The sequence below is a fragment of the Nonomuraea gerenzanensis genome, assembly GCF_020215645.1.
Lineage (GTDB): Bacteria > Actinomycetota > Actinomycetes > Streptosporangiales > Streptosporangiaceae > Nonomuraea > Nonomuraea gerenzanensis.
Genome location: NZ_CP084058.1, coordinates 6476037 through 6497673 on the forward strand (window position 1 = coordinate 6476037; position 21637 = coordinate 6497673).

The 21637-nt window shown below is 73.9% G+C and carries 23 protein-coding genes and 1 riboswitch; of the genes, 13 read left to right on the top strand and 10 right to left on the bottom strand.

Annotation, left to right across the window (positions count from 1 at the left end; genetic code table 11):
• Positions 1 to 3: 3 nt before the first annotated feature.
• The 10 genes from LCN96_RS30290 (at position 4) to LCN96_RS30335 (ending at position 10632) form a co-directional block, all read left to right on the top strand.
• The gene (locus tag LCN96_RS30290) at positions 4 to 888 is read left to right on the top strand and encodes a sigma-70 family RNA polymerase sigma factor (protein WP_225265825.1); all 885 of its coding nucleotides are present in this window, start codon (positions 4 to 6) and stop codon (positions 886 to 888) included.
• Positions 885 to 1313 (top strand): VOC family protein, encoded by a 429-nt coding sequence (locus tag LCN96_RS30295; protein ID WP_318528317.1) that lies wholly within the window; start codon positions 885 to 887, stop codon positions 1311 to 1313. The genes LCN96_RS30290 and LCN96_RS30295 overlap by 4 nt, the downstream gene beginning before the upstream one ends.
• Before the next feature lie 391 nt (positions 1314 to 1704).
• Positions 1705 to 2250 (top strand): DUF5317 family protein, encoded by a 546-nt coding sequence (locus LCN96_RS30300; protein ID WP_225265826.1) that lies wholly within the window; start codon positions 1705 to 1707, stop codon positions 2248 to 2250.
• A 330-nt stretch (positions 2251 to 2580) separates the two neighbouring features.
• A complete protein-coding gene (locus LCN96_RS30305) occupies positions 2581 to 3027 on the top strand; it encodes a DUF4383 domain-containing protein (protein WP_225265827.1) in 447 nt (148 codons plus the stop codon).
• A gap of 224 nt (positions 3028 to 3251) precedes the next feature.
• Positions 3252 to 3392, top strand: a riboswitch (cyclic di-AMP (ydaO/yuaA leader).
• Between the two features lie 11 nt (positions 3393 to 3403).
• Positions 3404 to 4174, top strand: a complete 771-nt coding sequence (locus tag LCN96_RS30310) for a glycoside hydrolase family 25 protein (protein WP_225265828.1) — start codon at positions 3404 to 3406, stop codon at positions 4172 to 4174.
• Between the two features lie 109 nt (positions 4175 to 4283).
• Positions 4284 to 4850 (top strand): dihydrofolate reductase family protein, encoded by a 567-nt coding sequence (locus LCN96_RS30315; protein WP_225265829.1) that lies wholly within the window; start codon positions 4284 to 4286, stop codon positions 4848 to 4850.
• A 93-nt stretch (positions 4851 to 4943) separates the two neighbouring features.
• Positions 4944 to 5600 carry a Pr6Pr family membrane protein gene (locus LCN96_RS30320; protein ID WP_225276087.1) on the top strand — a complete coding sequence of 219 codons (657 nt, stop codon included), beginning with the start codon at positions 4944 to 4946 and terminating at the stop codon, positions 5598 to 5600.
• A gap of 150 nt (positions 5601 to 5750) precedes the next feature.
• Positions 5751 to 7007 carry an MFS transporter gene (locus LCN96_RS30325; RefSeq protein WP_225265830.1) on the top strand — a complete coding sequence of 419 codons (1257 nt, stop codon included), beginning with the start codon at positions 5751 to 5753 and terminating at the stop codon, positions 7005 to 7007.
• 434 nt (positions 7008 to 7441) lie between these two features.
• A complete protein-coding gene (locus tag LCN96_RS30330; RefSeq protein WP_225265831.1) occupies positions 7442 to 8452 on the top strand; it encodes a 3-oxoacyl-ACP synthase III family protein in 1011 nt (336 codons plus the stop codon).
• Between the two features lie 11 nt (positions 8453 to 8463).
• Positions 8464 to 10632 (top strand): MMPL family transporter, encoded by a 2169-nt coding sequence (locus LCN96_RS30335; RefSeq protein WP_225265832.1) that lies wholly within the window; start codon positions 8464 to 8466, stop codon positions 10630 to 10632.
• On the opposite strand, the gene LCN96_RS30340 is transcribed toward LCN96_RS30335, so the two are convergent.
• The 6 genes from LCN96_RS30340 to LCN96_RS30365 are packed head-to-tail and all read right to left on the bottom strand — an operon-like array spanning position 10610 to position 16079.
• Positions 10610 to 11518, bottom strand: a complete 909-nt coding sequence (locus tag LCN96_RS30340; RefSeq protein WP_225265833.1) for an alpha/beta fold hydrolase — start codon at positions 11516 to 11518, stop codon at positions 10610 to 10612. The two genes, LCN96_RS30335 and LCN96_RS30340, sit on opposite strands and share 23 nt — an antisense overlap.
• Positions 11518 to 12522: an NAD-dependent epimerase/dehydratase family protein gene (locus LCN96_RS30345; RefSeq protein ID WP_225265834.1), complete on the bottom strand. Its 1005-nt coding sequence runs from the start codon at positions 12520 to 12522 to the stop codon at positions 11518 to 11520. Before LCN96_RS30345 ends, LCN96_RS30340 begins: the two co-directional genes overlap by 1 nt.
• Positions 12519 to 14126 (bottom strand): fatty acid CoA ligase family protein, encoded by a 1608-nt coding sequence (locus tag LCN96_RS30350; RefSeq protein ID WP_225265835.1) that lies wholly within the window; start codon positions 14124 to 14126, stop codon positions 12519 to 12521. The genes LCN96_RS30345 and LCN96_RS30350 overlap by 4 nt, the downstream gene beginning before the upstream one ends.
• 27 nt (positions 14127 to 14153) lie before the next feature.
• Entirely contained in the window at positions 14154 to 14531 is a 378-nt protein-coding gene (locus tag LCN96_RS30355; RefSeq protein WP_225265836.1) for a hypothetical protein, read from the bottom strand.
• A 13-nt stretch (positions 14532 to 14544) separates the two neighbouring features.
• On the bottom strand, positions 14545 to 15834 hold the full coding sequence (locus LCN96_RS30360; RefSeq protein WP_225265837.1) for a beta-ketoacyl-[acyl-carrier-protein] synthase family protein: 1290 nt from the start codon (positions 15832 to 15834) through the stop codon (positions 14545 to 14547).
• Positions 15831 to 16079, bottom strand: a complete 249-nt coding sequence (locus tag LCN96_RS30365; RefSeq protein WP_225265838.1) for an acyl carrier protein — start codon at positions 16077 to 16079, stop codon at positions 15831 to 15833. Before LCN96_RS30365 ends, LCN96_RS30360 begins: the two co-directional genes overlap by 4 nt.
• A gap of 255 nt (positions 16080 to 16334) precedes the next feature.
• Between LCN96_RS30365 and LCN96_RS30370 the strand changes: the two genes are divergently transcribed.
• Positions 16335 to 16865 (top strand): hypothetical protein, encoded by a 531-nt coding sequence (locus LCN96_RS30370; protein ID WP_225265839.1) that lies wholly within the window; start codon positions 16335 to 16337, stop codon positions 16863 to 16865.
• Here the strand turns inward: LCN96_RS30370 and LCN96_RS30375 are convergent.
• Both LCN96_RS30375 and LCN96_RS30380 read right to left on the bottom strand, forming a co-directional pair.
• Complete coding sequence (locus tag LCN96_RS30375; RefSeq protein ID WP_225265840.1) at positions 16855 to 17583, bottom strand: PEMT/PEM2 family methyltransferase; 729 nt, start codon at positions 17581 to 17583, stop codon at positions 16855 to 16857. The two genes, LCN96_RS30370 and LCN96_RS30375, sit on opposite strands and share 11 nt — an antisense overlap.
• A gap of 86 nt (positions 17584 to 17669) precedes the next feature.
• Positions 17670 to 18116 carry a hypothetical protein gene (locus LCN96_RS30380; RefSeq protein WP_225265841.1) on the bottom strand — a complete coding sequence of 149 codons (447 nt, stop codon included), beginning with the start codon at positions 18114 to 18116 and terminating at the stop codon, positions 17670 to 17672.
• Between the two features lie 91 nt (positions 18117 to 18207).
• On the opposite strand from LCN96_RS30380, the gene LCN96_RS30385 reads away from it, so the two are divergent.
• Complete coding sequence (locus tag LCN96_RS30385; protein WP_225265842.1) at positions 18208 to 18480, top strand: hypothetical protein; 273 nt, start codon at positions 18208 to 18210, stop codon at positions 18478 to 18480.
• A gap of 21 nt (positions 18481 to 18501) precedes the next feature.
• The gene (locus tag LCN96_RS30390; RefSeq protein WP_225265843.1) at positions 18502 to 19365 is read left to right on the top strand and encodes an oxidoreductase; all 864 of its coding nucleotides are present in this window, start codon (positions 18502 to 18504) and stop codon (positions 19363 to 19365) included.
• A gap of 33 nt (positions 19366 to 19398) precedes the next feature.
• Here the strand turns inward: LCN96_RS30390 and LCN96_RS30395 are convergent, their stop codons facing one another.
• Both LCN96_RS30395 and LCN96_RS30400 read right to left on the bottom strand, forming a co-directional pair.
• Complete coding sequence (locus LCN96_RS30395; protein ID WP_225265844.1) at positions 19399 to 20229, bottom strand: ChbG/HpnK family deacetylase; 831 nt, start codon at positions 20227 to 20229, stop codon at positions 19399 to 19401.
• Entirely contained in the window at positions 20226 to 21617 is a 1392-nt protein-coding gene (locus LCN96_RS30400; protein WP_225265845.1) for an MFS transporter, read from the bottom strand. The genes LCN96_RS30395 and LCN96_RS30400 overlap by 4 nt, the downstream gene beginning before the upstream one ends.
• Positions 21618 to 21637: the final 20 nt, after the last annotated feature.

Below are 21637 nucleotides of genomic sequence, written 5' to 3' on the forward strand. Positions count from 1 at the left end.
CAGATGGTCGAGCACGATTGGGTGAGCGAGCGGTTCGCCGAGCACCAGGCCCGCTTGCACGCGGTGGCCTACCGGATGCTCGGCTCACCCGGCGAGGCGGAGGACGCGGTGCAGGAGGCGTGGCTGCGGGTCAGCCGCGCCGACACCGGGCAGGTGGAGAACCCGGCCGGCTGGCTGACGACGGTCGTCGCCCGCGTCTGCCTGAACATGCTGGAGGCGCGCCGCAACCGGCGCGAGGACGCGGCGGGGGCGCTACCGCCCGAGCCGGACGAGCCGCACCTGCCGCGCACGCACGTCCATCCGGCCGGCCAGGCAGGGCCCGAGGACGAGGCCCTGCTGGCCGATTCGGTCGGCGTCGCGCTGATGGTGGTGCTGGACACGCTGACGCCCGCGGAACGGCTCGCGTTCGTGCTGCATGACGTCTTCGCCGTGTCGTTCGCGGAGATCGGCACCATCATCGACCGCTCCCCCACCGCGGCCAGGCAGCTCGCCAGCCGGGCCCGGCGCCGCGTTCAGGGAGCGGCAGGCGCCTCCGACGCCGCGCGGTCCGCCAAGCGCGACATCGTCGAGGCCTTCCTGTCCGCCTCCAGGAACGGCGACTTCGCCGCCCTGCTCGAACTCCTCGATCCGGACGCGGTGGTCGGCGAGATCCGCGGCGGCAACGCGGTGGCGACCTTCTTCACCGGCGGCGCAAAGGCCGCCCGGCTCGCCCTGGTGGACGGCGTGCCGTCGGCCGTCTGGCTGCACCGCGGCCGCCCCAGGGCCGTCTTCGCGTTCACCATCAGCGAGGGGCGGATCACCCGCATCGCCATCGACACCGACCCCGACCGCCTCCGCGACCTCGACATCGTCTATCTCGCCAACCACGACAGCAAGGAACGTCTTTGACCGGCACGCGGTTCAAGCTCTCGATGTGCACCCTCCCCGTCCACGACCTCGACGCGGCGCTCGGCTTCTACCGCGACGTGCTCGGCTTCCAGGTACGCCAGGACGGGGAGCCGGATGAGCTCCACCGGGTGAGCGTCGGCCCGCCGGAGCAGCCGGAGGTGCGCATCTTCCTCTCCCCGCCGGGCGCGGACCCTGGCGTGTCGCCGGCGGATCGGCGGGCGATCGAGAGCCTGATGGCCAAGGGGCTGCTGGGCCGCCTCGTCTTCGCCACCGACGACTGCGACGCCACGTTCGTGCGTGTGGAGGCGGCGGGGGCCGAGGTGCTACAGGAACCGATCGATCGGTCTGATGGTGCTCGTGACTGCGCCTTCCTCGATCCTTCTGGGAACATTGTGCGGTTCACTCAGCGGCGGGAGGGGGCTTAGAGGCGTGATGCGCGCCGGCCCCTCCGGGTGCTACTGGCGGAGGAGAGGTGGGCGCGGGTGCGGCATGGTGGATCGGCTGTGATCGGCGGCGACGACTGCCTCCGGCTCCATGCCGCCGCCGCTGCCCCGGCATCGCCGTGCTGCGCCTCTTCGCCGAGCCGCAGGCGTGTCGCATGCGGCTCCAGCGGACTTCGTCCAGCCCGGTGACGGGGTCGCGGTCCTCGTCCATGAGTGGCCATCTCGCCCGACGAGACCGATGGTTCCGGACGTCGAAGGGCCGGTTCTGGCGCCTTGGCATTCCTCCGTGGGCTGAAGCAGATCTGAAGCCGTCGTGACACACCCGGCTGGTTGACTCCGGCGCAGGCAGCAGGTGGTGACGGAAGGGGCTGGGGTGCCTGGGTTTCTCGTGCTCGCGGCGGTGCCGGTCGTCGCCGGAGTCGCCGTCGGCCGCCTGCGGGGCGGTTGCCTGGTGGGCATCGCGGGCGGTTTTCGGGCGTACTGGCTGCTGTGGCTGGCGGTCGCGGTCCAGGCCGTGCACGCCTACGTGGTGGACGCCGCGCCGCTCCTCGTCCTGACCTTCGCCATCGTCCTGGTGTGGCTGGCGGTCAACTTCCCGCGCTTCTCGCCGCGGATGCGCCGGGCCGCCGTGCTCGTCCTGGCCGGGGCCGCGATGAACGGGCTGGCCATCGCGCTGAACGGGGCCATGCCGTACTCGGCTTGGGCGGCGGAGGTCATCGGGCTGCCGCCCGGCAGTGCCACGGCCAAGAACGAGCCGGCCTCGTCCGGCACGCAGCTGCTCTTCCTGGCCGACATCATTCCGATCCCCGGCCTGCGGAAGATCGTCAGCTTGGGCGATGTCGTCCTCTCGGTCGGCACCGCTCTGCTCATCGCCGCCGCGATGCGGCGGCATCCCGACACGAAAGGTCGTTCGTCATGAAGCGCGTCAAGAACTCGCCCAGGATCGCCCAGGCGGTGTGCGCGTTGTTCGCGCTCGCCACGTTGCTCTACACCGTGGGGGCGCCCTGGGACTCGCACTGACTGCATCCGCCGCCGGCCTGGGGTGAGGACGGCGGCCCGGGGCGGGTCGTCGGTGAGCACGTGCGAGGGCAGGAGAGCGGCCGCTGTCGTGAACGACGCAGCGGAGCGGCTCGCGATCGCCAAGTGGCCGCTGTCGCAGGCGATGCCGCAGACAGCCGTTACTCACAAGTGCCGACTGACTTGGCATCTGAGGGTAGAAGGGGGGTCCACCTAGCAAGGGAGGTCCACGATGGACACCCCGCACACCCCCACCGCCCGCACACCCCTGCAGCTCGCCGCCCTCATCGTCGGTGCGGCATTCCTGCTGGTCGGGGTGCTGGGCTTCATCCCCGGCATCACCACTGACTACGACGAGCTGCAGTTCGCCGGCCACGAGTCCGGCGCGCACCTGCTCGGCGTCTTCCAGGTATCGATCCTGCACAACATCGTCCACCTGTTGTTCGGCATCGTCGGCGTCCTGCTCGCCCGGACCTGGAGCGGCGCGCGCAACTTCCTCATCGGCGGAGGCGTGATCTACCTGCTGCTGTGGATCTACGGCCTGCTGGTCGGGCATGACACGCCGGCCAACTTCGTCCCGCTGAACACTGCCGACAACTGGCTGCACCTGGGGCTGGGCATCGTCATGATCGCCCTCGGCCTGGTCCTGAGCCGCCGCCGCGTCACCGCGGAGCGCTGACCCCGGGGACGGCGGAAAGTTTTACCCAGCCGCGGATCGCCGACTGGGACGGCGATGAAGGCCCCCACCCCCAGGGGACCTTCTTTGCCATATTTGCACCGCTTTTGGGGTGATATGTACCTTCGATAGGCAGGCAACGCACGTACTGACGCGTTCGTGTCAGGTCGTCGCCTGCACTGTCGACCGGACCGAGCGCCGTTCCCGCCGGCTCTGACCGCGAGAACGACGCCCGGCCGCCGAATCCGCATGACCCGCGGAACCGGGGACCCAATCTTTCCGGGGTGAATCGGGCGCACGCCGCGCCCGTAGGGCACTTCCAGGCCCGAACCCGTCAGCTAACCCGGTAGGCGGCATGGAAGCAAGGAGTCATCCCCTCATGCCCAAGCCCCGGCTTGCCACCACCCTGAAGAACCAGCTCACCGAGCGCTGCGCGCTGGCCGTCGGCGGCGCGATCCTGGCGGGCGCCACCGCCCTGACCGGCGTGGCCGGCACGGCGCTGGCCTCGTCCGCCGGCCACGTCACCCAGCACGAGACCCCGCAGGGATCCCAGCAGGGGGCCCGCTCGCTCTCCTACGGCCTGGACATCTCCAACTACGAGCCGCTCTACGACTGGAACGCCAGCTCGGCCCAGTTCGGCATCGTCAAGGCCACGGAGGGCACCGAGTTCCGCGACGCCTCGTTCGCCAGGAACTGGCGGGAGCTGGGCGCCAAGGGCATCGTGCGCGGCGCCTACCACTACGGCCACCCCGGCAACGACCCCATCGCCGAGGCCGACCACTTCCTGTCCGTGGTGAACGCGCAGCCCGCCGAGCCCGGCGATCTGCTGGTCCTGGACCTGGAGACGGCCGACGACCGGTCCGTCGAGCAGGTGAACGCCTGGGCCAAGGCGTGGCTGGCCCACGTCAAGGCCAGGACCGGGGTCACCCCGATGTTCTACAGCGGCTGGAACTTCGCCGACACCTACGGCAAGGGCCTGGCCGACTACCCGCTCTGGGTGGCGCACTACGGTAAGGCCAAGGGCATGATCACCCCGCCCGCCGACTGGAAGTCCTGGACGATCCACCAGTACACCGACTCCCCGATCGACCAGAACGTCTCCTCTCTGAGCCCCGACGAGCTGCGCGACCTGGGCAGGCGCACCGCCTGAGGCGCGGCCTGCGTGGCCGCGCCGAGAAGTGCCGCCGGTGATGTCGAGACGGCGCGCCCGGCTCCGACCTCCTCCTGAGAGCACCGATCGAGACGGAGGAGGGCTCACGATGAGCAAGGTGGTGCTGGACGTGTCGGTGTCCCTGGACGGTTTCACGACCGGGCCGGACGTCCGGGAGGACGAGCCCATGGGCGACGGCGGCGAACGGCTGCACGAGTGGATGGGCGGCGGCGGGATCGACGAGGTGGTCCGCCGCCAGGTGGACGAGGCGGTGGGGGCCACGGTCATCGGGCGGCGCACGTTCGACCTGGGTCTGCGTCCGTGGGGCGGCACTCCGTGGGCCGGCGTGCCGAGCTTCGTGGTCACCCACCGGACCAGGCAGGACCTTCTCGGGGACAACGGCGGGACGTTCGCGTTCGACGGGCTGGAGGCGGCGGTCCGGCGTGCCGGGGACGCGGCCGGGGGCAAGGACGTCCTGGTGCTGGGTGCGGGCGTCGCCCGGCAGTTGCTCGCGGCGGGGTTGCTCGACGAGGTGTGGCTGCACCTGGTTCCGGTGCTGCTCGGCGGGGGCACGCCGCTGTTCGGCGGCGAACGGGCCGAGCTGGTCCCGGTCGGGGAGCCGGGCACAGGCGACGCGCTCGTGACTCATTTGCGCTACCGCGTCGCCCGCCCCTGAAGCCCTACCGCGTCGCCCGCCCTCGAAGCCCGGATCTGCGGAGAATCGCCGCCTGGTGGGCGCTTCCGGCGCTAACGTGATCTTGTGGCGGACATGCGTGAGGGACGGCTGACGGCGTGGCGGCTCCTGCTGGTCGCGGCAACCGTGACGGGCCTGGTGTGCCTGACGTCGTCGATCGGCCGCCCATGGGCCTACTTCACGGTCCAGAGCAACGTCATGCTGGCGCTCTACTACGGCTGGCGGGTGGCCGCGGGCCGCAGGAGGCCCGCCTCCGCCGCAGTCAAGGGCGCGGTGACGCTGTACCTGCTGGTCACCTGCCTGGTCAACTACGTCTCGCGCGATCTGGAGAACCCGCTGGCGCTGCTGGACGGGGGCGGCGCGCGCGGATGGGGCAACTTCCTGCTGCACTACGTGACGCCGCTCATGGCGGTGACCGACTGGATCGCGTTCGACCGGGGAAGCCGGGCGCGGTGGGCGGCGCCGTTCGCCTGGCTGGGGTATCCGCTGCTGTACGGCGCGTTCGTGCTGCTCGCCGCCCCCAACCTGCCGCGCCGCTACGTCTACCCGTTCCTGAACGTGGAACGGCTGGGCTGGCCGACGGTGGCGTCGGTGGCCGCCGGCGTGCTGGCCGCCTTCGTGGTGCTGGGGTACGCCCTGCTCGGCCTGCGCCGGCTCACCACCCCCAAGGCGGGGGTCGGGGATGCCCGGCCCGCTCCCCATGTCCCAGAGGTGCCGCGCCCGCGGGCGTGAGGCCGAGCCGCAGGCCGGTCTCGTTCTGACTACCGGGCACCGCCGTCATGCAGCCGGTCGTCAGCGCTGGCGCGAGGGTGGCACTGCCGCTCCCACCGGACAGATCGGTGGTAACTTCTCCGGGTTCCCCCACCCGGAGTAGGACCCTTCATGACCGGCATCGCCCCGCTGCGCAAGAACGTGCGCTTCCAGTTGCTCTGGGCCGGCAGCGCCGTCTCCCAGCTCGGCTCGGAGCTCACCAGGCTCGCCATGCCGCTGCTGGTGCTGGCCCTCACCGGCTCGCCGGGTCTGGCGGGCGTCGTGGCCGGCGCCCGTACGGTCGCCTTCGTGCTGATCCAGCTGCCGGCCGGCGTCTGGGTGGACCGGTGGGACCGCCGGCGCACGCTGATCACCGCCCAGGGGCTGCAGGCCGCCGTCTCAGCGCTGCTGACGGCGCTGGTTCTCACCGGTGACGTGCGGGTGTGGCAGTTCGTCGCGCTGGCGGTGCTGGACGGGTTGTGCGCCGCGTTCGTCGGGCCCGTGCTGGACACGGCGATCCGCGGCATCGTCCCCGCCGCCCAGTTGCACAGCGCCTACGCGCAGGAGGAGTCCCGCACCCACGCGGCCGGGCTGGTCGGCCCTCCGCTCGGCGGCCTGCTGTACGGGCTGGGGCGGGCGGTGCCGTTCCTCGTGGACACCCTCACCTTCCTGGCCGCCACGCTCCTCTACGTGCTGGCGAAGGTGCCGCGCCGCCCGGCGGACCAGCCCGCGCCCGCCCCCGGGCAGGAGCGGCGCGGCATGCGCCGGGAGGCGGCCGAGGCGCTGTCCTGGCTGTGGCGGCAGCGGGGCCTGCGGGAGGCCACGGCGGCGGTGATGGTGCTCAACCTGCTGGGCGGGGCGTTCCTGATCCCGCTGATCGTGCTCGTCGGGGAGCGCGGCGGCGACGCCCGCGTCACCGGCGTGGTGCTGGCCGGCCTCGGGATCGGCGGGCTGGCCGGGGCGCTGCTGTCGGGCCGGATCAGCCGGCTCCTGCCGCCCGGCAGGCTGCTGCCGGCCGTCGTGGCGATCTTCGGCGCCGCGCTCGCGGCCACGGCGCTGCCGTGGGGGGTGTGGTGGCCGATGGTCCCGCTGGTGTTCATCACCCTGTCCACGCCGTCGCTGAACGTGGTGATGAACGTGGTGGTCGCGCGGATGGTGCCCGAGGAGCTGCTCGGCCGGATGGGCGCGGTCATGAGCATGGGCGGGATGGTGCTCAAGCCGCTCGGGCCGGTCCTCGGCGGCGCGCTGGCCGCCGCGCTGGGCGGTGCGGGGGCGCTGCTCGCGCTCGGCGGGCTGCTCGGCCTGACCGCCGCCGTCGCCGCGCTCAGCCCCCGGTTGCGCAGCTTCACCGGAACAGCCGAGGACGAAGTCCCGCACGCGCCCGCCTGAGCCCTTCCCCATACGCGGCTCGCTCGCCCGGCTCCGGCCGCACCCCCTCCTGCGGCGCCTGGGCGGTGAGCGGGGGGCAGCGGCGGCAGCGGCGGCAGCGCGGTCACCTCCGGCCGGCCGGAGGCCGCCGCCGTCGCGGTGAGCAGCAGGGCGGGCAGCACGGCGCGCAGCGATCTCATGCGTGAACTCTGGGAACGCGGACCCGCGCACGGCGCCGGCCAGAAGAAGGACTGCCCCGTGAGCCGGGCCCTCCAGCCTGCCGTGCACCGGGTGACCCTGGTCAAAGGCTCGGCAAGCCGGGTCGTACGCTCGGCGGTTCACCTAGGTTCGCCGCCGGGTCTTGCTTATCGTGGGCGCCTGTTGCCCAGGAAAGGCGGACTTGGCATGGTCTATCGGCAATCTGCGCGGCCCGTACGGGGAAGGGGCGAGCCCGCATGAGCCGGTCGCGGTACTCCCGCGTGGCGGGGGCGGCGGTGCATCTGCCGGACGGCGGCCTGACGACGCCGCAGCTGGAGGACCTGCTGGCCGAGCGCAACCCCGGCATCAGCGTGCCGCGCGGCCTGATCGAGCGGCACAGCGGCGTGCGCTTCCGCCACGTCGCGCCGCCGGGGTGGATGGCCTCGGACCTGGCGGTCGCGGCGGCCCGCGAGCTGCTGCGGCAGACGGGGCACACGCCGCCGTCGATCGACCTGATCATCTACGCCGGGGTGTCCGGCGACGCCGTCGAGCCAGCGACGGGGCACATGGTGGCGGCCAAGCTGGGGGCCGACTGCCCGGTCTTCGACGTGCGGGACGCCTGCAACAGCGTGCTGCGGGCGATCCACCTGGCCGACGCGCTCATCACCGGCGGCCATCACCGTACGGTGCTCGTCGCCTGCGGCGAGGTCGTCACCTCCAGCATCCAGTGGCGGCTGGAGTCGCAGGCGGACTTCGAGCCGGCGATCCCGTCCTACACGGTCTCCGACTCGGGCACGGCGCTGCTGCTGGAGTCCAGCGGCACCCCCGGGGTGCTCGGGGGCCGGTTCGGGGCGAACTCCGCGTACTACGAGGCCTCGATCATGCCGTTCGTGCACGACGGCGCCGGGGGGCTGCGGGCCGGTCGGTTCACCATCGATCCGGTCGCGCTGGCCATCGGCGTGCAGAAGCTGGATCTGGGCGTGCTGCGGCAGCCGCTGGCCGAGCGGGGGCTCGGCTGGGAGGACGTGGCGGTGGTGTGCGTGCACCAGCCGTCGCTGGCGGCGCTGCACTGGTTGTGCGAGCTGATCGAGCTGCCCCGGGACAAGGCCGAGGTGACGATCGCCGAGCACGGCAACCTGGCCGCCGCCACGCTGCCGATGCAGCTGCATTTGGCCGAGCGGGCGGGGCGGCTCGCGCGCGGTGACCTCGTCGCCCTGGTGGGGGTGGCCAGCGGGCTCAGCTCGGGCACGGTGCTGCTGCGCTGGTGAGAAGGGCCCTCATGCCGGTCGGTACGGGACACCGCCGAGCCCTGCTGCCCGCCGGGCGGGTCCTGCCGCAGGACAGGCCCGGCGTCCTCGACCGGCTCGGGCGGTCGGCGGCGGGCCCTGCCGGGCGGCTGGTCATCGCGGTGTGGCTGCTCCTGCTCGGCGCGGCCGTGATGTGGCTGCCGGGCCTGCCCCAGCGGCTGGCCCCGCCGTCGCTGGAGGTGCCGGGCTCCCCGTCGGCGGTGGCCGCGGCGGAGATCGCGCGCGGCTTCCCTGAGCTGGGGAGCGAGCAGATGATGCTGGCCTTCGGCTCGGCGACCCTGGGCACCGGCGAGCCGCGCTACCAGCGGGCGCTGGCCGCCACGGTGGCCGCGCTGGCCGCCCGGCCGGACGTCGGCGCGATGTTGCCGCTGCCGGAGACCGCCGGCGGGCATCCCCGCCACTCCTACGTGCTGGTGGGCGTGCACGGCGACGAGCCGGCCCGGCAGCGCAACCTGCCCGCCCAGCTCGCGGCCGCGCGGCAGGCCGCCGCGGACGCCTCGGCGGGCGCCGTCACCGTGACGATCCTGGGGGTGAGCCGTGCCTTCGCGCAGCTCGCGCACGCCGACCTGGCGGACCTGCGGTCGATGGAGGCCATGACGGTCCCGGTGGCGGCGGCGCTGCTGGTGCTGGGCCTGGGCGCGGTGGGCGCGGCGCTGCTGCCGCTGGTCGTGGGCGGCGCGGCGATCGTGACCGGTGTGGGCGCGCTCGCGGCGGCGGCTGCGCTGGCGCCCGTCGACTCGACCATGCTGACCTACACGGTCACCATGTCGCTGGGGCTGGGGCTGGACTACACACTGCTGATCCTGCTGCGTTACCGCCAGGCCCGGCGTGCGGGCCTGCCGCCCCGGACGGCCGCCGGACGGGCCACCGCCACCGCGGGCGGCACCGTGATCTGGTGCGCGGCGGCGATCGTCGTCACCTCCTGCGCGCTGCTGGTCGTGGACGTGCCGTGGGCGCACTCCCTGGCGCTGGCCGGCATGCTGGCCGCCCTGGTCACCCTGGCCGCCGCGCTGACGCTGGGCCCGGCGCTGCTGTCCCGGCTCGACCGGTGGCTGGGGTGGGGCACGCTGCCGTGGCGGCGGCGTGGCGGGCGCCCGAGGCGGCAGCCCGCGTGGCTGCGGGCCGCCGAGCACATGATGCGGCGGCCCGGCCGGTACGCCGTGGCCGCCGCCGCCGTGCTGGTCCTGGCCGCCGTGCCGGTGCTGCACCTGCGGATGGGGCTGCACTACGACCGTCCGGCGCTGGCGGGCACCGACCTGGGCGCCGGGCTGGCCGGGCTGGAGCGGGACAGGGTGGCCGGGCTGACCGCCGTGGCGCTGCCGCATCCGGGCAGCGCCGCTCCCGTGGACACCTTCGCGTTCCAGCAGGCGCTGCGGGCCGATCCGAGGGTGTCCATGGCGACCGTGCTGGACAACGGCAGGGACCTGACCGTGCTGCTCGTCGCCGACCGGTGCCCGCCGGACGGGGCCGCCGCCGCCGCGTTCCAGCACGACCTGCGCGCGCTGGGAGCGCGCCTGCTGCCGGCCGGTCAGCGGCTGCTGGCCGTCGGGCCGGCGGCGCGGCTCGGTGACCTGGCGGCGGGCGCGCTGGAAGGGCTGTGGCAGGTGCTGGCGGTGGTGCTGCTGGCGTCGTTCGGGCTGCTGCTGCTGACCTTCCGCAGCCTGCTCATCCCGGTCAAGGCGGTCGCGATGAACCTGCTGTGCGTCTGCGCCGCCTTCGGGCTGCTCACCGTCGTCTTCCAGGACCTGGGCCCGCCGGGCGCCGACGTCAACGCGCTGCTGCCGCTGATCGTCTTCACCGTCGTGTTCGGCCTGTCGCTGGACTACGAGGTCTTCCTCGTCCACCGCATCGCCGAGCACTACCGCCGGGACGGCGACAACACCGCGGCCGTGCTGCACGGGCTGCGGCACACGGCGCGTCCCATCACGCTGGCAGCGGCCATCATGGCGGTCACGTTCGGCGGGCTGATGCTGACCCGGCGGCTGGACTTCCAGCAGGGCGGGTTCGCGGTGGCGGCGGCGATCGTCCTGGACGCCACGGTGATCCGTATGGTGCTGGTGCCGAGCCTGATGCGGCTGCTCGGGCACCGGAACTGGTGGCTGCCCTGGTCGCGGGCGCTCACCGCCGCAGGAAGGCGGTGACGGCGGGGACGAGGCGGTCGTGGGCGTCCTCCAGCACGTAGTGCCCGGCCCGGGGGAAGAGGTGCACCTGGGCGTTCGGCAGGCGCCGCCGCCACTCGCGTAGCATGAGCGGGTCGAAGACCGGGTCGCGCAGCCCCCAGCCGATCAGGACGGGCCGGTCGGCGAAGGCGGCCACGCTCTCCCCCGCCCGCAGCAGCAGCGGCCACGACCGGTCGCCGGGGCCGAGCGGGATGTCCTGGACGAACCGCTGCACGGCCAGGCGGTGCTCCAGCTGGTCTCCGGGGGCGAGGAAGGCGGCACGCACGTCCCCGGGCAGCCGGTGACGGACTCCGAACGGCGGCAGCGTGGCCAGCCTGGCGAAGGCGTGGTGGCGCAGGAACAGGCGCTCGCCCAGGCGCGTCTCGCGCAGCAGCCACAGCGGCAGCCGCAGCGCCGGGCGCACGCGCGGGCCGTGCGGGTTGGGGAAGGCGGCGGTGTTGAGCACGACCAGCCGGGACACCCGGCCAGGGTGGCGGGCGGCCCAGGCCATGCCGATGGGGCCGCCCCAGTCGTGCATCACGAGCGTCCAGCCGTGGTCGGGGGCGCCCCGTTCGGCGATGAGGTGGCCGGTGAGCGCGTCGAGGTCGGCCACGCGGGAGGCCAGCGTGTGGGAGTAGCGGTCCGCGCCCGGCTTGTCCGACAGGCCCATGCCGAGGTGGTCGGGGGCGAGGCAGCGGTGCTCGCCGCGCAGCGCCAGGATGAGCCGCCGCCACAGGTAGCTCCACGACGGGTTGCCGTGCAGCATGAGCACGGGCGCGCCGGTCGCCTCGCCCTCGTCCAGGTAGTGGTGGCGCAGGCCCTCGCGGACGAACCAGCGGGGGCGGAAGGGGTAGCCGGGCAGGTGCATCAGGGCCTCCGCGAGGTGTTCCCCGACAGGTGGGCGGCGAGCCTGCCCATGCCCGCCGCCGTGCTGACGCGCGGCTCGTATCCGAGGTCGCGGCGGGCGGCGGAGATGTCGAACCAGTGGGAGGTGGTGGCCTGGACGGCCGCCATCCGGGTGATCGGCGGTGCGGCCCGGACGCGGGCGAGCCGGTAGGCGTACTCGACGGCGGTGGCGGCCAGGCGGGCCGGGCGGGCCGGCACCCGCCGGGCCACCGGGGGCAGCCCGGCCGCCGCGAGCAGGCCGTCGATCCAGTCGGCGAGCGTGGTCGGCTCGCCCTGGGTGATGAAGTAGGCGCGGCCGGCGGGGGGTGCCCCGAAAGTCAGGGCGTCCAGGGCCAGGAGGTGGGCTTCTGCGGCGTTGTCGACGTACACGGTGTCGACGCGCTTGCCGGGGGCGTGCGGCAGGACGAGCCGGCCGCACCTGGCCTTGGCGGCGAGGTGCGGCAGGAAGTGCGGGTCGCCCGGCCCCCAGACGAGGTGGGGGCGCAGCGCGACCGTGGCCAGCCGGTCACCGTCGGCGGCCAGCACCAGCCGTTCGGCGCCGGCCTTGCTCGCCGGGTAGGCGGCGGGGAAGCGGCGCGCGTACGGGGCCGACTCGTCCACGCCCTCCAGGTCGCGGCCGGCGTGCACGACGCTCGGCGAGGAGGTGTGCACCAGGCGGGCGACGCCGGCGCGCAGGCAGGCGTCGATGACGTTCGCCGTGCCCCGCACGTTGGTCGAGCGGTAGGCGGAGGCCGGCCCCCACAGGCCGGCCAGGGCGGCGCAGTGCACGACGGCCTCGCAGCCGGTCACGGCGGCCCGTACGGCGTCCTGGTCGCGGATGTCGGCGGCGTGCTGGACCACGCCCAGCTCGGCCAGCGCCGGGTAGCGGCGGCGGTTCAGCGCCGAGACCTGCTCGCCCCGCTCCGCCAGGAGGCGGCAGACGGCCTGGCCGAGGAACCCGCCGCCGCCGGTCACCAGGACCTTCACCGCTCCTCCGTGCCGAGCCTGCGCGCCGCCCAGCGGGCCAGCAGCGGGCGGCGGATCTTGCTGGCGTGCCGGACGTCCATCGGGAAGCACGGGTGCGCCAGCACGTGGGCGATGTCGCCGATGACGCCTGCCTGCGCCCGCACCCGTTCGACGACCTCGCGGCGCGCGCGGCGCGAGGCGCCGGGCTCGCACTCCACGCACAGGACCGCGCGCCGGCCGTCCGTCGGGCCCACGCCCACCAGGGCGCTGCGCCGCACTCCCGGCAGCGCGTTCACGATCGGTTCGACCTGGTCGGTGTACAGCTCGCCGCCGCCGGTGCGCACGCGCTCGCTCTTGCGCCCGGCGAACCACAGCCGCCCCCGCTCGTCCTGCCAGCCGAGGTCGCCCATGCGGTGCACGGGCTCGCCGTGGTCGTCGATGCGGGCCAGGGCGCTCTCGTACGGGCGGGCGAGGTACGGATCCCCGACCGCCGGGCCCGACACGGTGATCTCCCCCACGGTCCCCGGCGGCACCAGCAGGTCGTCCGACCAGCGCGGGATCGCCTCGTCGGTGATGCGCACGACGCGGACCCGGTTGCCCGGCAGGACACCGCCCAGGCAGGTGCCGGCGCCCCGGGCGGTGGCCGCGGCCGTGGCGGCGAGCTCGGCGGCGTCGGCCATGCTGACCAGCAGGCATTCGGTGGCCCCGTACACCGAGCGCACGTCGGCGTGCGCGGGCAGGCACTGCTGGGCGCGGCGCAGCGTACGGAACGGCAGCGGCGCGCCGGCGGTGAGCACCACCTCCACGCTGTCCAGCACCAGCCCGTGCCGCAGGCAGTGGCGGGCGAGCCGGTCCAGCAGGGCGGGCGCGGCGAACAGGGCGCGCACGCCGTGCGTGGTGATGGAGCGGGCCATGGCGGCCGGGTCGGTGCGTTCGGGGCGGCGCAGGTCGAGCCGGGGGATGACCGCCGCGCAGCCCATCGACGGCGCCGCCACCGCGAACGGCAGGAACGTCGAGTACACCGTGGCTCCCGGCTCCAGCACGCCGAGGTGCGCCAGCAGCCCCGTCTGCCCGGCCAGGTGCCGGTGACGGTAGGGCACCCCCTTGGGCGCGCCGGTGGAGCCCGAGGTGAAGGCGATCAACGCCGGTCCGCCGGCGTCCTGGCTCGTTGCCGGCCTGTCGCGGTGGCGGGCGAACCACAGGGTGCGGGTGGCGAGCGTGACCGTCGTGTGCAGGCTGTCCCGCGCCCATCCCAGCAGGACGCGCGCCAGGTGCGCGCGCGGGACCGCGACGAACGCTCCCGGAGCCGCCTCGGCCAGGCACGCGCCGACGGCCCGCGCGCCGAGTCCCGGGTCAATCAGGACGGGTACGGCCCGCAGCCGCAGCAGTGCCAGCACCACGGCGACCAGATCCTGCCCTGGCGGCACCATCACGGCGGTCCGCGTCCCCGGCCGCACGCCGGCATCGGCCAGCCGGGTCGCGGCGCGGGTGATGAGGTCGTCGAGCTGCGCGTAGGTCAGTGTCTCCGCGTGGCGGCGCCGGTCGACGTGGCAGGCCACCGTGCCGGGGTGGGCGCGCGTCCAGTGCTCGGTCATGGCCACGACGTCGAAGAGCGGGGTGGTCACACCGCATCACCTCTCACAGCTCGGGGGTCAGCAGGAGGTGGCTTCCAGGACGCGTACCTCCCTGGGCAGCCGGAAGCCGAAGAGCTGCGACGGCGGTGGCGCCGCGCCCGCGGCCGTCGCGCCCGTCGCGCCCGTCGCGCCCTCAGCCGGGGCGGGGGCCGCGGCGGGAGCCGTCGCGGGTTGCGCTGACGCGGCGGGAGCCGTCGCCGCGGAGGCTGACGCGGCGCTTACCCCCGAGCTGAAGAAGTCGCTGAAGGCCTGGGCGAGTGCCTGGACGGGCACGGTGACGCACACCCGCTCCGGGTCCGGCCCGGCTTGAGCGAGGTCGGGCCCGTCGGCGGCGGCGGCCGGACCGGCGGATGCGGAGACGATCAGGGTGGCGGCGAGCAGAGCGGAGAGGCGCATGAGAAGTCCTTGGTCAATGTGGCGAGAAGATGAGCGTGGCGTTGTGGCCGCCGAAGCCGAACGAGTTGGACAGCACCGGCCCCGGCGGCATGGGCCGGACCCGGCCGACGACGTCGACGTCGCACGCGGGGTCCAGGTGATCGAGGTTGGCGGTGGGCGGGATGGCGCGTTCGTTCATGGACAGGACTGCGGCCACGGCCTCGATGGCGCCGGCGGCGGCGATGGCGTGCCCGGTGACCCCCTTGATCGAGGTGACGGGGACCCCGGCGGGGCCGAACACCGCGCTGATCGCCCGGGCCTCGGCCACGTCGTTCAGCGGTGTCCCGGTGCCGTGCGCGTTGACGTGCGCGATCTCGACCGGTGACAGGCCGGCGTCGGCGAGCGCGGCCCGCATGCAGCGGGCGGCGCCCTCGCCGTCCGGCGGCGGCGCGGTGAGGTGGTGGGCGTCGGAGGTGGTGGCGTAGCCGGTCAGCTCGGCGTGGATGCGGGCGTCGCGGCGCAGCGCGTGCTCCAGGTTCTCCAGGACGAGGAACGCCGCGCCCTCGGCCAGCACGAACCCGTCACGGTCACGGTCGAAGGGCCGGCTGGCGCGCTCGGGGTCGTCGTTGCGCAGCGACAGGGCCTGGCAGCGGTGGAAGGCGAGCAGCACGGTGGGGGTGACGCAGGCTTCTGCCCCACCGGCGACCACCAGGTCGGCCGAGCCGTCGCGCAGAAGGCGGGCCGCCTCGCCGATGGCGTGCGCGCCGGAGGCGCAGGCCGTCTCCACCGACAGGCTCGGGCCCTGGATCCGGTGGTGGATGCCGATCGCCGCGGCGGCGGAGTTGTGCATGATCATCGGGACGTGCAGCGGGCCGGGGTTGCCGCGCCCGGGATACCGGCCGGCGAGCATGCCCGCCTCGTCGGTCGTCCTGCCGCCCAGGGCGACGCCGGTCACCACCGCCCGCCGCTCCGGTGGCGTCCCGGCCACCCCGTCGCCGTCGCCGTCGCCGTCGCCGGCGCCAGAGCCAGAGCCAGAGCCAGAGCCGGCGCGGGCGTCGGCGAGCGCGTCGGTGGCGGCGCAGAGCGCGAGCCTGGCCACCCGGTCGAGCCGGGAGGCCTGCTTGGGCGTCAGGTACGCCGAGGTGTCCAGGTCGGCGATCTGGCAGGCGAAGCGCACTCCCAGCCCCTCGGTGTCGAACGAGGTGATCGGCCGGGCGGTGGACCGGCCGGCCAGCAGCGCGTTCCACAGCTCCTTGGGGTGGGCGCCCGCCGTCGTGCGCACGCCCATCCCGGTCACCGCGATCCTGACGCGGCCAGTCCTCACGCGGACCCGCTCAGCAGCAGCCGGGCCTTGGCGAGCACGTCGCCGACGGTCCTGACGTCGGCGAGGGTCTCGCGGGGCAGGGGCCCCCAGGAGTCCTCCAGGGCGATGTGCAGCTCGGCCAGGTCGAGGCTGTCGGCCTCCAGGTCCTCGCGCAGGAGTGCGCCTTCGGTGACCCGGCTCGGATCGACCTTGAGGATCTCGGCGCAACGCTCGCGTACCACGGTCACGATGTCTTCTTCGCTCACGGCGGACTCCTTCCTGCCAGCGCGTCGGACGCGGCTGCTGTCACCCAGCATCGCCGCGCGGGCGATAGCTGATCACTTGTGGCGCGTCGTCCCCCGTTAAGAAGTTGATCAAGTTTTGCCGGGAGGCGGTTCGCCCGTGCCGCCGCAGATCATGCTCGCTTCTGTCGTGGGTGCGCCTGTGAGGGATCAGCCGCGCACCGATCACGGCCAGTACGAGGAGATGACATGCCCGTTCACCCGCTCACACCCGTTCGCTTGCTTGTTCCCGTCGCCACGGCCGCCGTCCTGACGACCGCCCCCGCCTCGGCGGCGACCGTCCAGCAGACGTTGCTCACCTGCCAGGTCGCCACCACCCCGGACCGCCCGATCACGTTCAACCCGCCTGTCAGGCTGCTGCCGCGCACGGTGACGGCGCAGGCCGGGATCGTGCTGACCGGCTGCGTCTCCTCGGCGTCGTCGGCCGCGCACCTGCGCTCGGGCACCATGACCGTGCACAGCACCGGCCGCGCCTCCTGCGCGGGCGTGCGGGACGTCCACGGCAAGGGCACCATCACCTGGTACGGGGCCGACGGCCGGCAGGCGGGCGTCTCCACGGTGCGGCCCTCGGTGGAGAAGGTGGCCGGTTACAACCCGGGCGACATGCTCCTCGGCGGGCGGATCAGCAAGGGAACGCTGGCCGGGGCCCGCCTGACCGGCACCGCCACCCCCACCTCGAACGTGAACTCCTGCGCCACCAAGGGGCTCGGCACCGTCCACGGCGTCGGCAGGATCACCTTCACCGCCTGACGTAGGCGCGCTCGATGAAGGGGCGCTCACACAGGTGGTAGAAGAGGTAGATGCCGAGCTGGAAGGCCCCCGCGAAGGCGAGTCCCGCCAGCGAGCCGGACCAGACGGCCCAGCCGTAGGCGTGCAGGTTGCCGGCCCCGTACATGGGGTTGCGCAGGTGCCGGTAGGGGCCGGCGACGACCAGCTCGCTCGCGTCCGTGAGCGGGCGGCCGTGGAACATGTCGCGGCAGTAGTAGGTGTCCAGGCCGGCCGTGCTGGCCGCCCATACCTTGTAGAGCGTGCCCACCGCCATGAGGGCCGCCCCGATGGTGTAGGCGGCCCAGGACGGGACGGCGGCGGGGAGGCTGTCGCCGTAGGCGTGGATGACGACGGCCTGGGCGAAGCCCTGGTTCATGAAGAGCAGGCCGAGGGCGACCTCGTACAGGGCGTAGGCGCGGTCCTCGCCGTAGCGGGCGATGAGCGCGGTGCGTCCGGGGCCGCCGAGCGTCAGGCTCAGCCCGCCGTAGTACAGCAGCCACACCGTCGCGGCGTAGGCGGTGGCGGCGGCCGGGGTCGTCAGCACGGGGGCGAGCAGGTACTGCAGGGTGGCCATCGAGGCGAACAGGAGCAGGCGTGCGGGGCGGTAGCGGGTGCCCCGGTCCAGGCGCAGGCCGGAGATGCCGAGCAGGATGATGGGCAGCCGCCAGGTGCTGGTCCGCGCGGCGGTGGTGGTGTGCATGTGCGGGTCTTCCGGTCGCTGGACGGGTGGTGCCGGGCCGGCCTCGGCTCGCCGGGGGCCGGGCGGGGGTGGGTGGGTGGGCGCGGTCAGCAGTAGGTGGCTTGCAGGACGAGCATGCTCTCGGGCAGCGCGGGCCCGGACGCGGCGACGCCGGACACCGCGCCGCCGGCGGGCGAGGCGGCGGGCGAGGCGGCGGGCGAGGCGGCGCTCGCAGCCGCAGCACCGGCGCTCGTGGGCGCAGCACCCGCGCTCGGCGACACAGCGCCCGGAAGCGTGACGGCGCCGAAGGCCGGCCCGCCGGCGGGCGAGGCGGCGTTCGCCGCCGTGCCGGCGCCCATCTCGGCGGCGAAGCTGGTCACGAAGGTGCTGAAGGTCTTGGCCATGGCGCCCACGGGCACGCTGATGCAGAGCTTGCCGGAATCACCGGCGAGCGCGGCGGCGTCCGGTGCGATGGCGGGCTCGGGAGTGTCGGCGGCGGCGGGCCCGGCGAGCAGGACAGCGCCCAGGGCGGCGGCGAGAACGCGGATGCGCACGATGGCTCCTCGGTCGAGGCGGCGAGAGACCCGGCTCGGACGCATGGCGCCGGAGGCGGTCTGTCACCCAGCGTCGCCGATGCGGCAATAGATGATCACTTGTGACGCGACGTACACCGTTAAGGAATTGATCAAGTTTGCCCCGCCCGCGATGGCTCATCCCGCCCAAGCCCGCTTCGGCCCCATCACCGATGATTTCCGCCGCCCGCCCGGGTCTGTCCTCTTACCGGTACCGAGCAGGGAGGATCCGACGAGCCTGGGTGGCAAGCGCCGGACGGGCCCCGAAGGCACGCCGGGGATGCTCGTCGTCGGCCGCTTCGCCGACCCGGAGGGGAGCCTGGTCGGCGTGGCCGGCACCGCGTGAGGAGAGGCTGCTCTACGGTGGATGATCGTGAAGACGGAGCGATGGGCGCTGGGCGGCGATCTGAGCGTCGCGCGGATCGGCTACGGCGCGATGAAGCTGACCGGCTGGCCGAGAGGCGACCGCCCTGACAGGGACACGGCCCTCGCCGTCCTGCGCCGGGCCGTGGAGCTCGGGGTGAACCACATCGACACCTCGCACTACTACGCCCGTGACGGGGTGGCGGCCAACGAGCTGATCCGGGAGGCGCTGCATCCGTACCCGGACGACCTGGTGATCGTGACCAAGGTGGGCGCGCTGGTGGAGGGCGCCGACATCGACCTGCCCGCGTCGGCGAAGAGGGGCCTGACGCCCGACGGCCTGCGCCGCGGCGTCGAGGCGAACCTGCGCTCGCTCGGCGTGGACCGCCTCGACGTGGTGAACCTGCGGATGGGCGACCTCGACCGCGACGAGACGTCCCTGGCCGCGCCCTTGGAGACGTTGCTCGCGCTGCGTGAGGAGGGCCTGATCCGCCAGCTGGGCGTCTCCAACGTCACGGCCGGCGAGTTCGCCGAGGCCCGCGCGATGGCGCCGATCGCCTGCGTCCAGAACCTCTACAACCTGACGCGGCGTGAGGACGACCCGATCGTGGACGCGTGCGCGGAGGCCGGGATCGCGTTCGTCCCGTTCTTCCCGGTCGGCGGCTTCCAGCCGCTCACGGCCGCGCGCCTGGACGCCGTCGCCGCCCGGCACGGGGCCACCGTGCCGCAGGTGGCGCTGGCCTGGCTGCTGGCCCGCTCGCCGAACATCCTGCTCATCCCCGGCACCGGTTCGCCGGCCCACCTGGAGGAGAACGTCGCCGCCGGGGCACTGAGCCTGAGCCCGGACGACCTGGCCGACCTCGGCTAGCGGCACCCCTCCGCTCCGACTCTGCCCGCGACCTCAGGCCCACCAGCCCGCGACGACCTCCACGTCCTCGCTGTCGAGCGCCTTGTGCCAGACGGGGTCGCGCAGCAGCCGCGCCTCCCACGTCCGCACGACACCGTCAGGTCCGATGACCGCGTCCTGCCTGGACGGATGCAGGAACAGCTCGCTGGTGCCCTCGGGCAGGGCGGCGAGCCGGCGCAGGTAGTCGTCGCGCAGCCGCTCGTAGCTGCCGAGCTCGCGCGCCGTACGCCGGTTGGTCGCGATCGTCTGCGGGACGGGCACGCCCAGCGCGTCGGCGTAGGCGATGGCGCGTTCGTGGGCGGCGGCGAGCGGGGGCGGGAGGGGCCCGCCGAAGTACGGCTCGGGGTCGCGGGGCAGCCGGAAGGCCAGGCCGTGGCGGGCACACCAGGCCAGCGACTCGGCCAGCCAGGATCGGCCGTGCAGCCCGTACAGGGTGCCGGAGTGCGAGTCGGCGGCCACGGGCGCCAGGCCCCGCTCGCGCATCCACCGGAGCTGCGCGTCCGCCTCCCGGATGACGTCCGCCGCCTCGCCACGGGCACCGAGCACGAAGGGGTCGTCGCTGAGCGTGCCGTCCGGATCGACGAGGCTGGCCGCGCCGTCGATCGGGCGCCAGCGGGGCAGCCCGCGCTCGCTGGTGAGCGTCACGTGCACGCGCGGCACGACGCCGGTCACCGCCACCGCCGCGGCGGCCCGCTCCGCCTCGGGCGAGACGCAGATGAGCGTGGTCGCGGAGACATGTCCCTCGGCCAGCAGGGAGACGATGACCTCGGTCGTCCCGGGCTCGCGGCCGAGGTCGTCGGCCGTGATCACGACGCGGCGGCTCATCGGGGACGCTCCGCGGGGGTCTCGCCGGAGGGGCCGGGCGGCTGCGGGTCGAACGGCTCGCCCGCCTCGGGCGGCGTCTCGACCGGCACCGAGACGAACCGCGCCGCGACCGCGCCGATCGCCGTCAGCACGAACGGGTAGGCGCACAAGTACACCCGGAACGCCAGCCCGGGGTCGGCGCCCGGGTCGGCACCCGAGTTGTAGCCGAAGAACACGCCGAGCGAGGTGAGCGCGAGCCCGGTCACGACCCCGTTGAGCCGGGAGAAGAAGCCGAACGCGGACAGGAAGAGCCCTTCCCTGTGCTCCCCGTTGCGGGTCGCGTCGGCGTCCAGCACCCGCGCCACGATGAGGTCGTTCGTCGCGAGCATCCCCGACCATCCGGCTCCGACGAGCACGCCTGCGGCGATCGCGGTGACCAGGCCGGTGGCGAAGAACAGGCCGGCGAAGCTGACGGCGAGGACGGCGAAGGACAGCCGCCAGGTCCACAGAGCGCCACGACGGGTTACGACGCGGGTCCACACCGCGAGGCCGGCCGCCGAGACGAGGATGACGATGCCCTGGAGGTAGAGCGCGTTCCCGACGGGCAGGCCGAGCGAGTAGCGGACGTAGAGCTGGATGCCGGACAGCACGAGCGCCATGGCGACCCCGTAGCAGGCGCCGGTGAGCCCGACCGTCCAGAACAGCGGGTTGCGCACGATCGACCACACGCTGGGCAGCAGCCGGGGCCGCTCGCGCGTGGAGTAACGCGGCCGCTCGCGCGCGCTGATCGCCATGAACGCGATCACGGCGACCGCCACCACGCCGTAGATGACGGCGGTGGTCTGGAAGCCCTCGGTGGACTCCTCGGTGCCGAACACGCTGGTCGTGAGCAGCGGGGTGACCGCCAGCGAGATCACCAGCGCCACGAGCTGGAAGCCCTGCCGCAGGCTGTTGGCCACGGCGCGGTCACGCTCGCGCGGGTACAGCTCGGGCAGCAGCGCGCCGTAGTTCGCGTTGAGCATGGAGTCGAAGGCCTCGCACAGGATCGCGAACACCGCGAACCAGAGCACGAGCCCCATGCCCTCCAGGGAGGTCGGTGCGGAGAAGAACGCGATCATGCAGGCGGCGAGCATCGGCGCGCCGACGAGCAGCCACGGCCGGCGCCGGCCGAACCGGGTGCGGGTGCGGTCGGACAGGTGGCCGAGCAGCGGGTTGTCGAGGGCGTCGATGATCGCGTAGATCACCATGACGGCACCGTAGGCGCGGACGTCGAGCCCGAGGATGTCGACGTAGTACAGGATCATCGATCCCTTGATCATGTTGATCGGGATCGAGGTGCCGAACATTCCGATGGCGTAGCGCCACGCGGGGGTCCGTCCCGGGTCGGAGACCGTGGCGGGCTGGGACACGCGATCACCTTCCTCGCGGG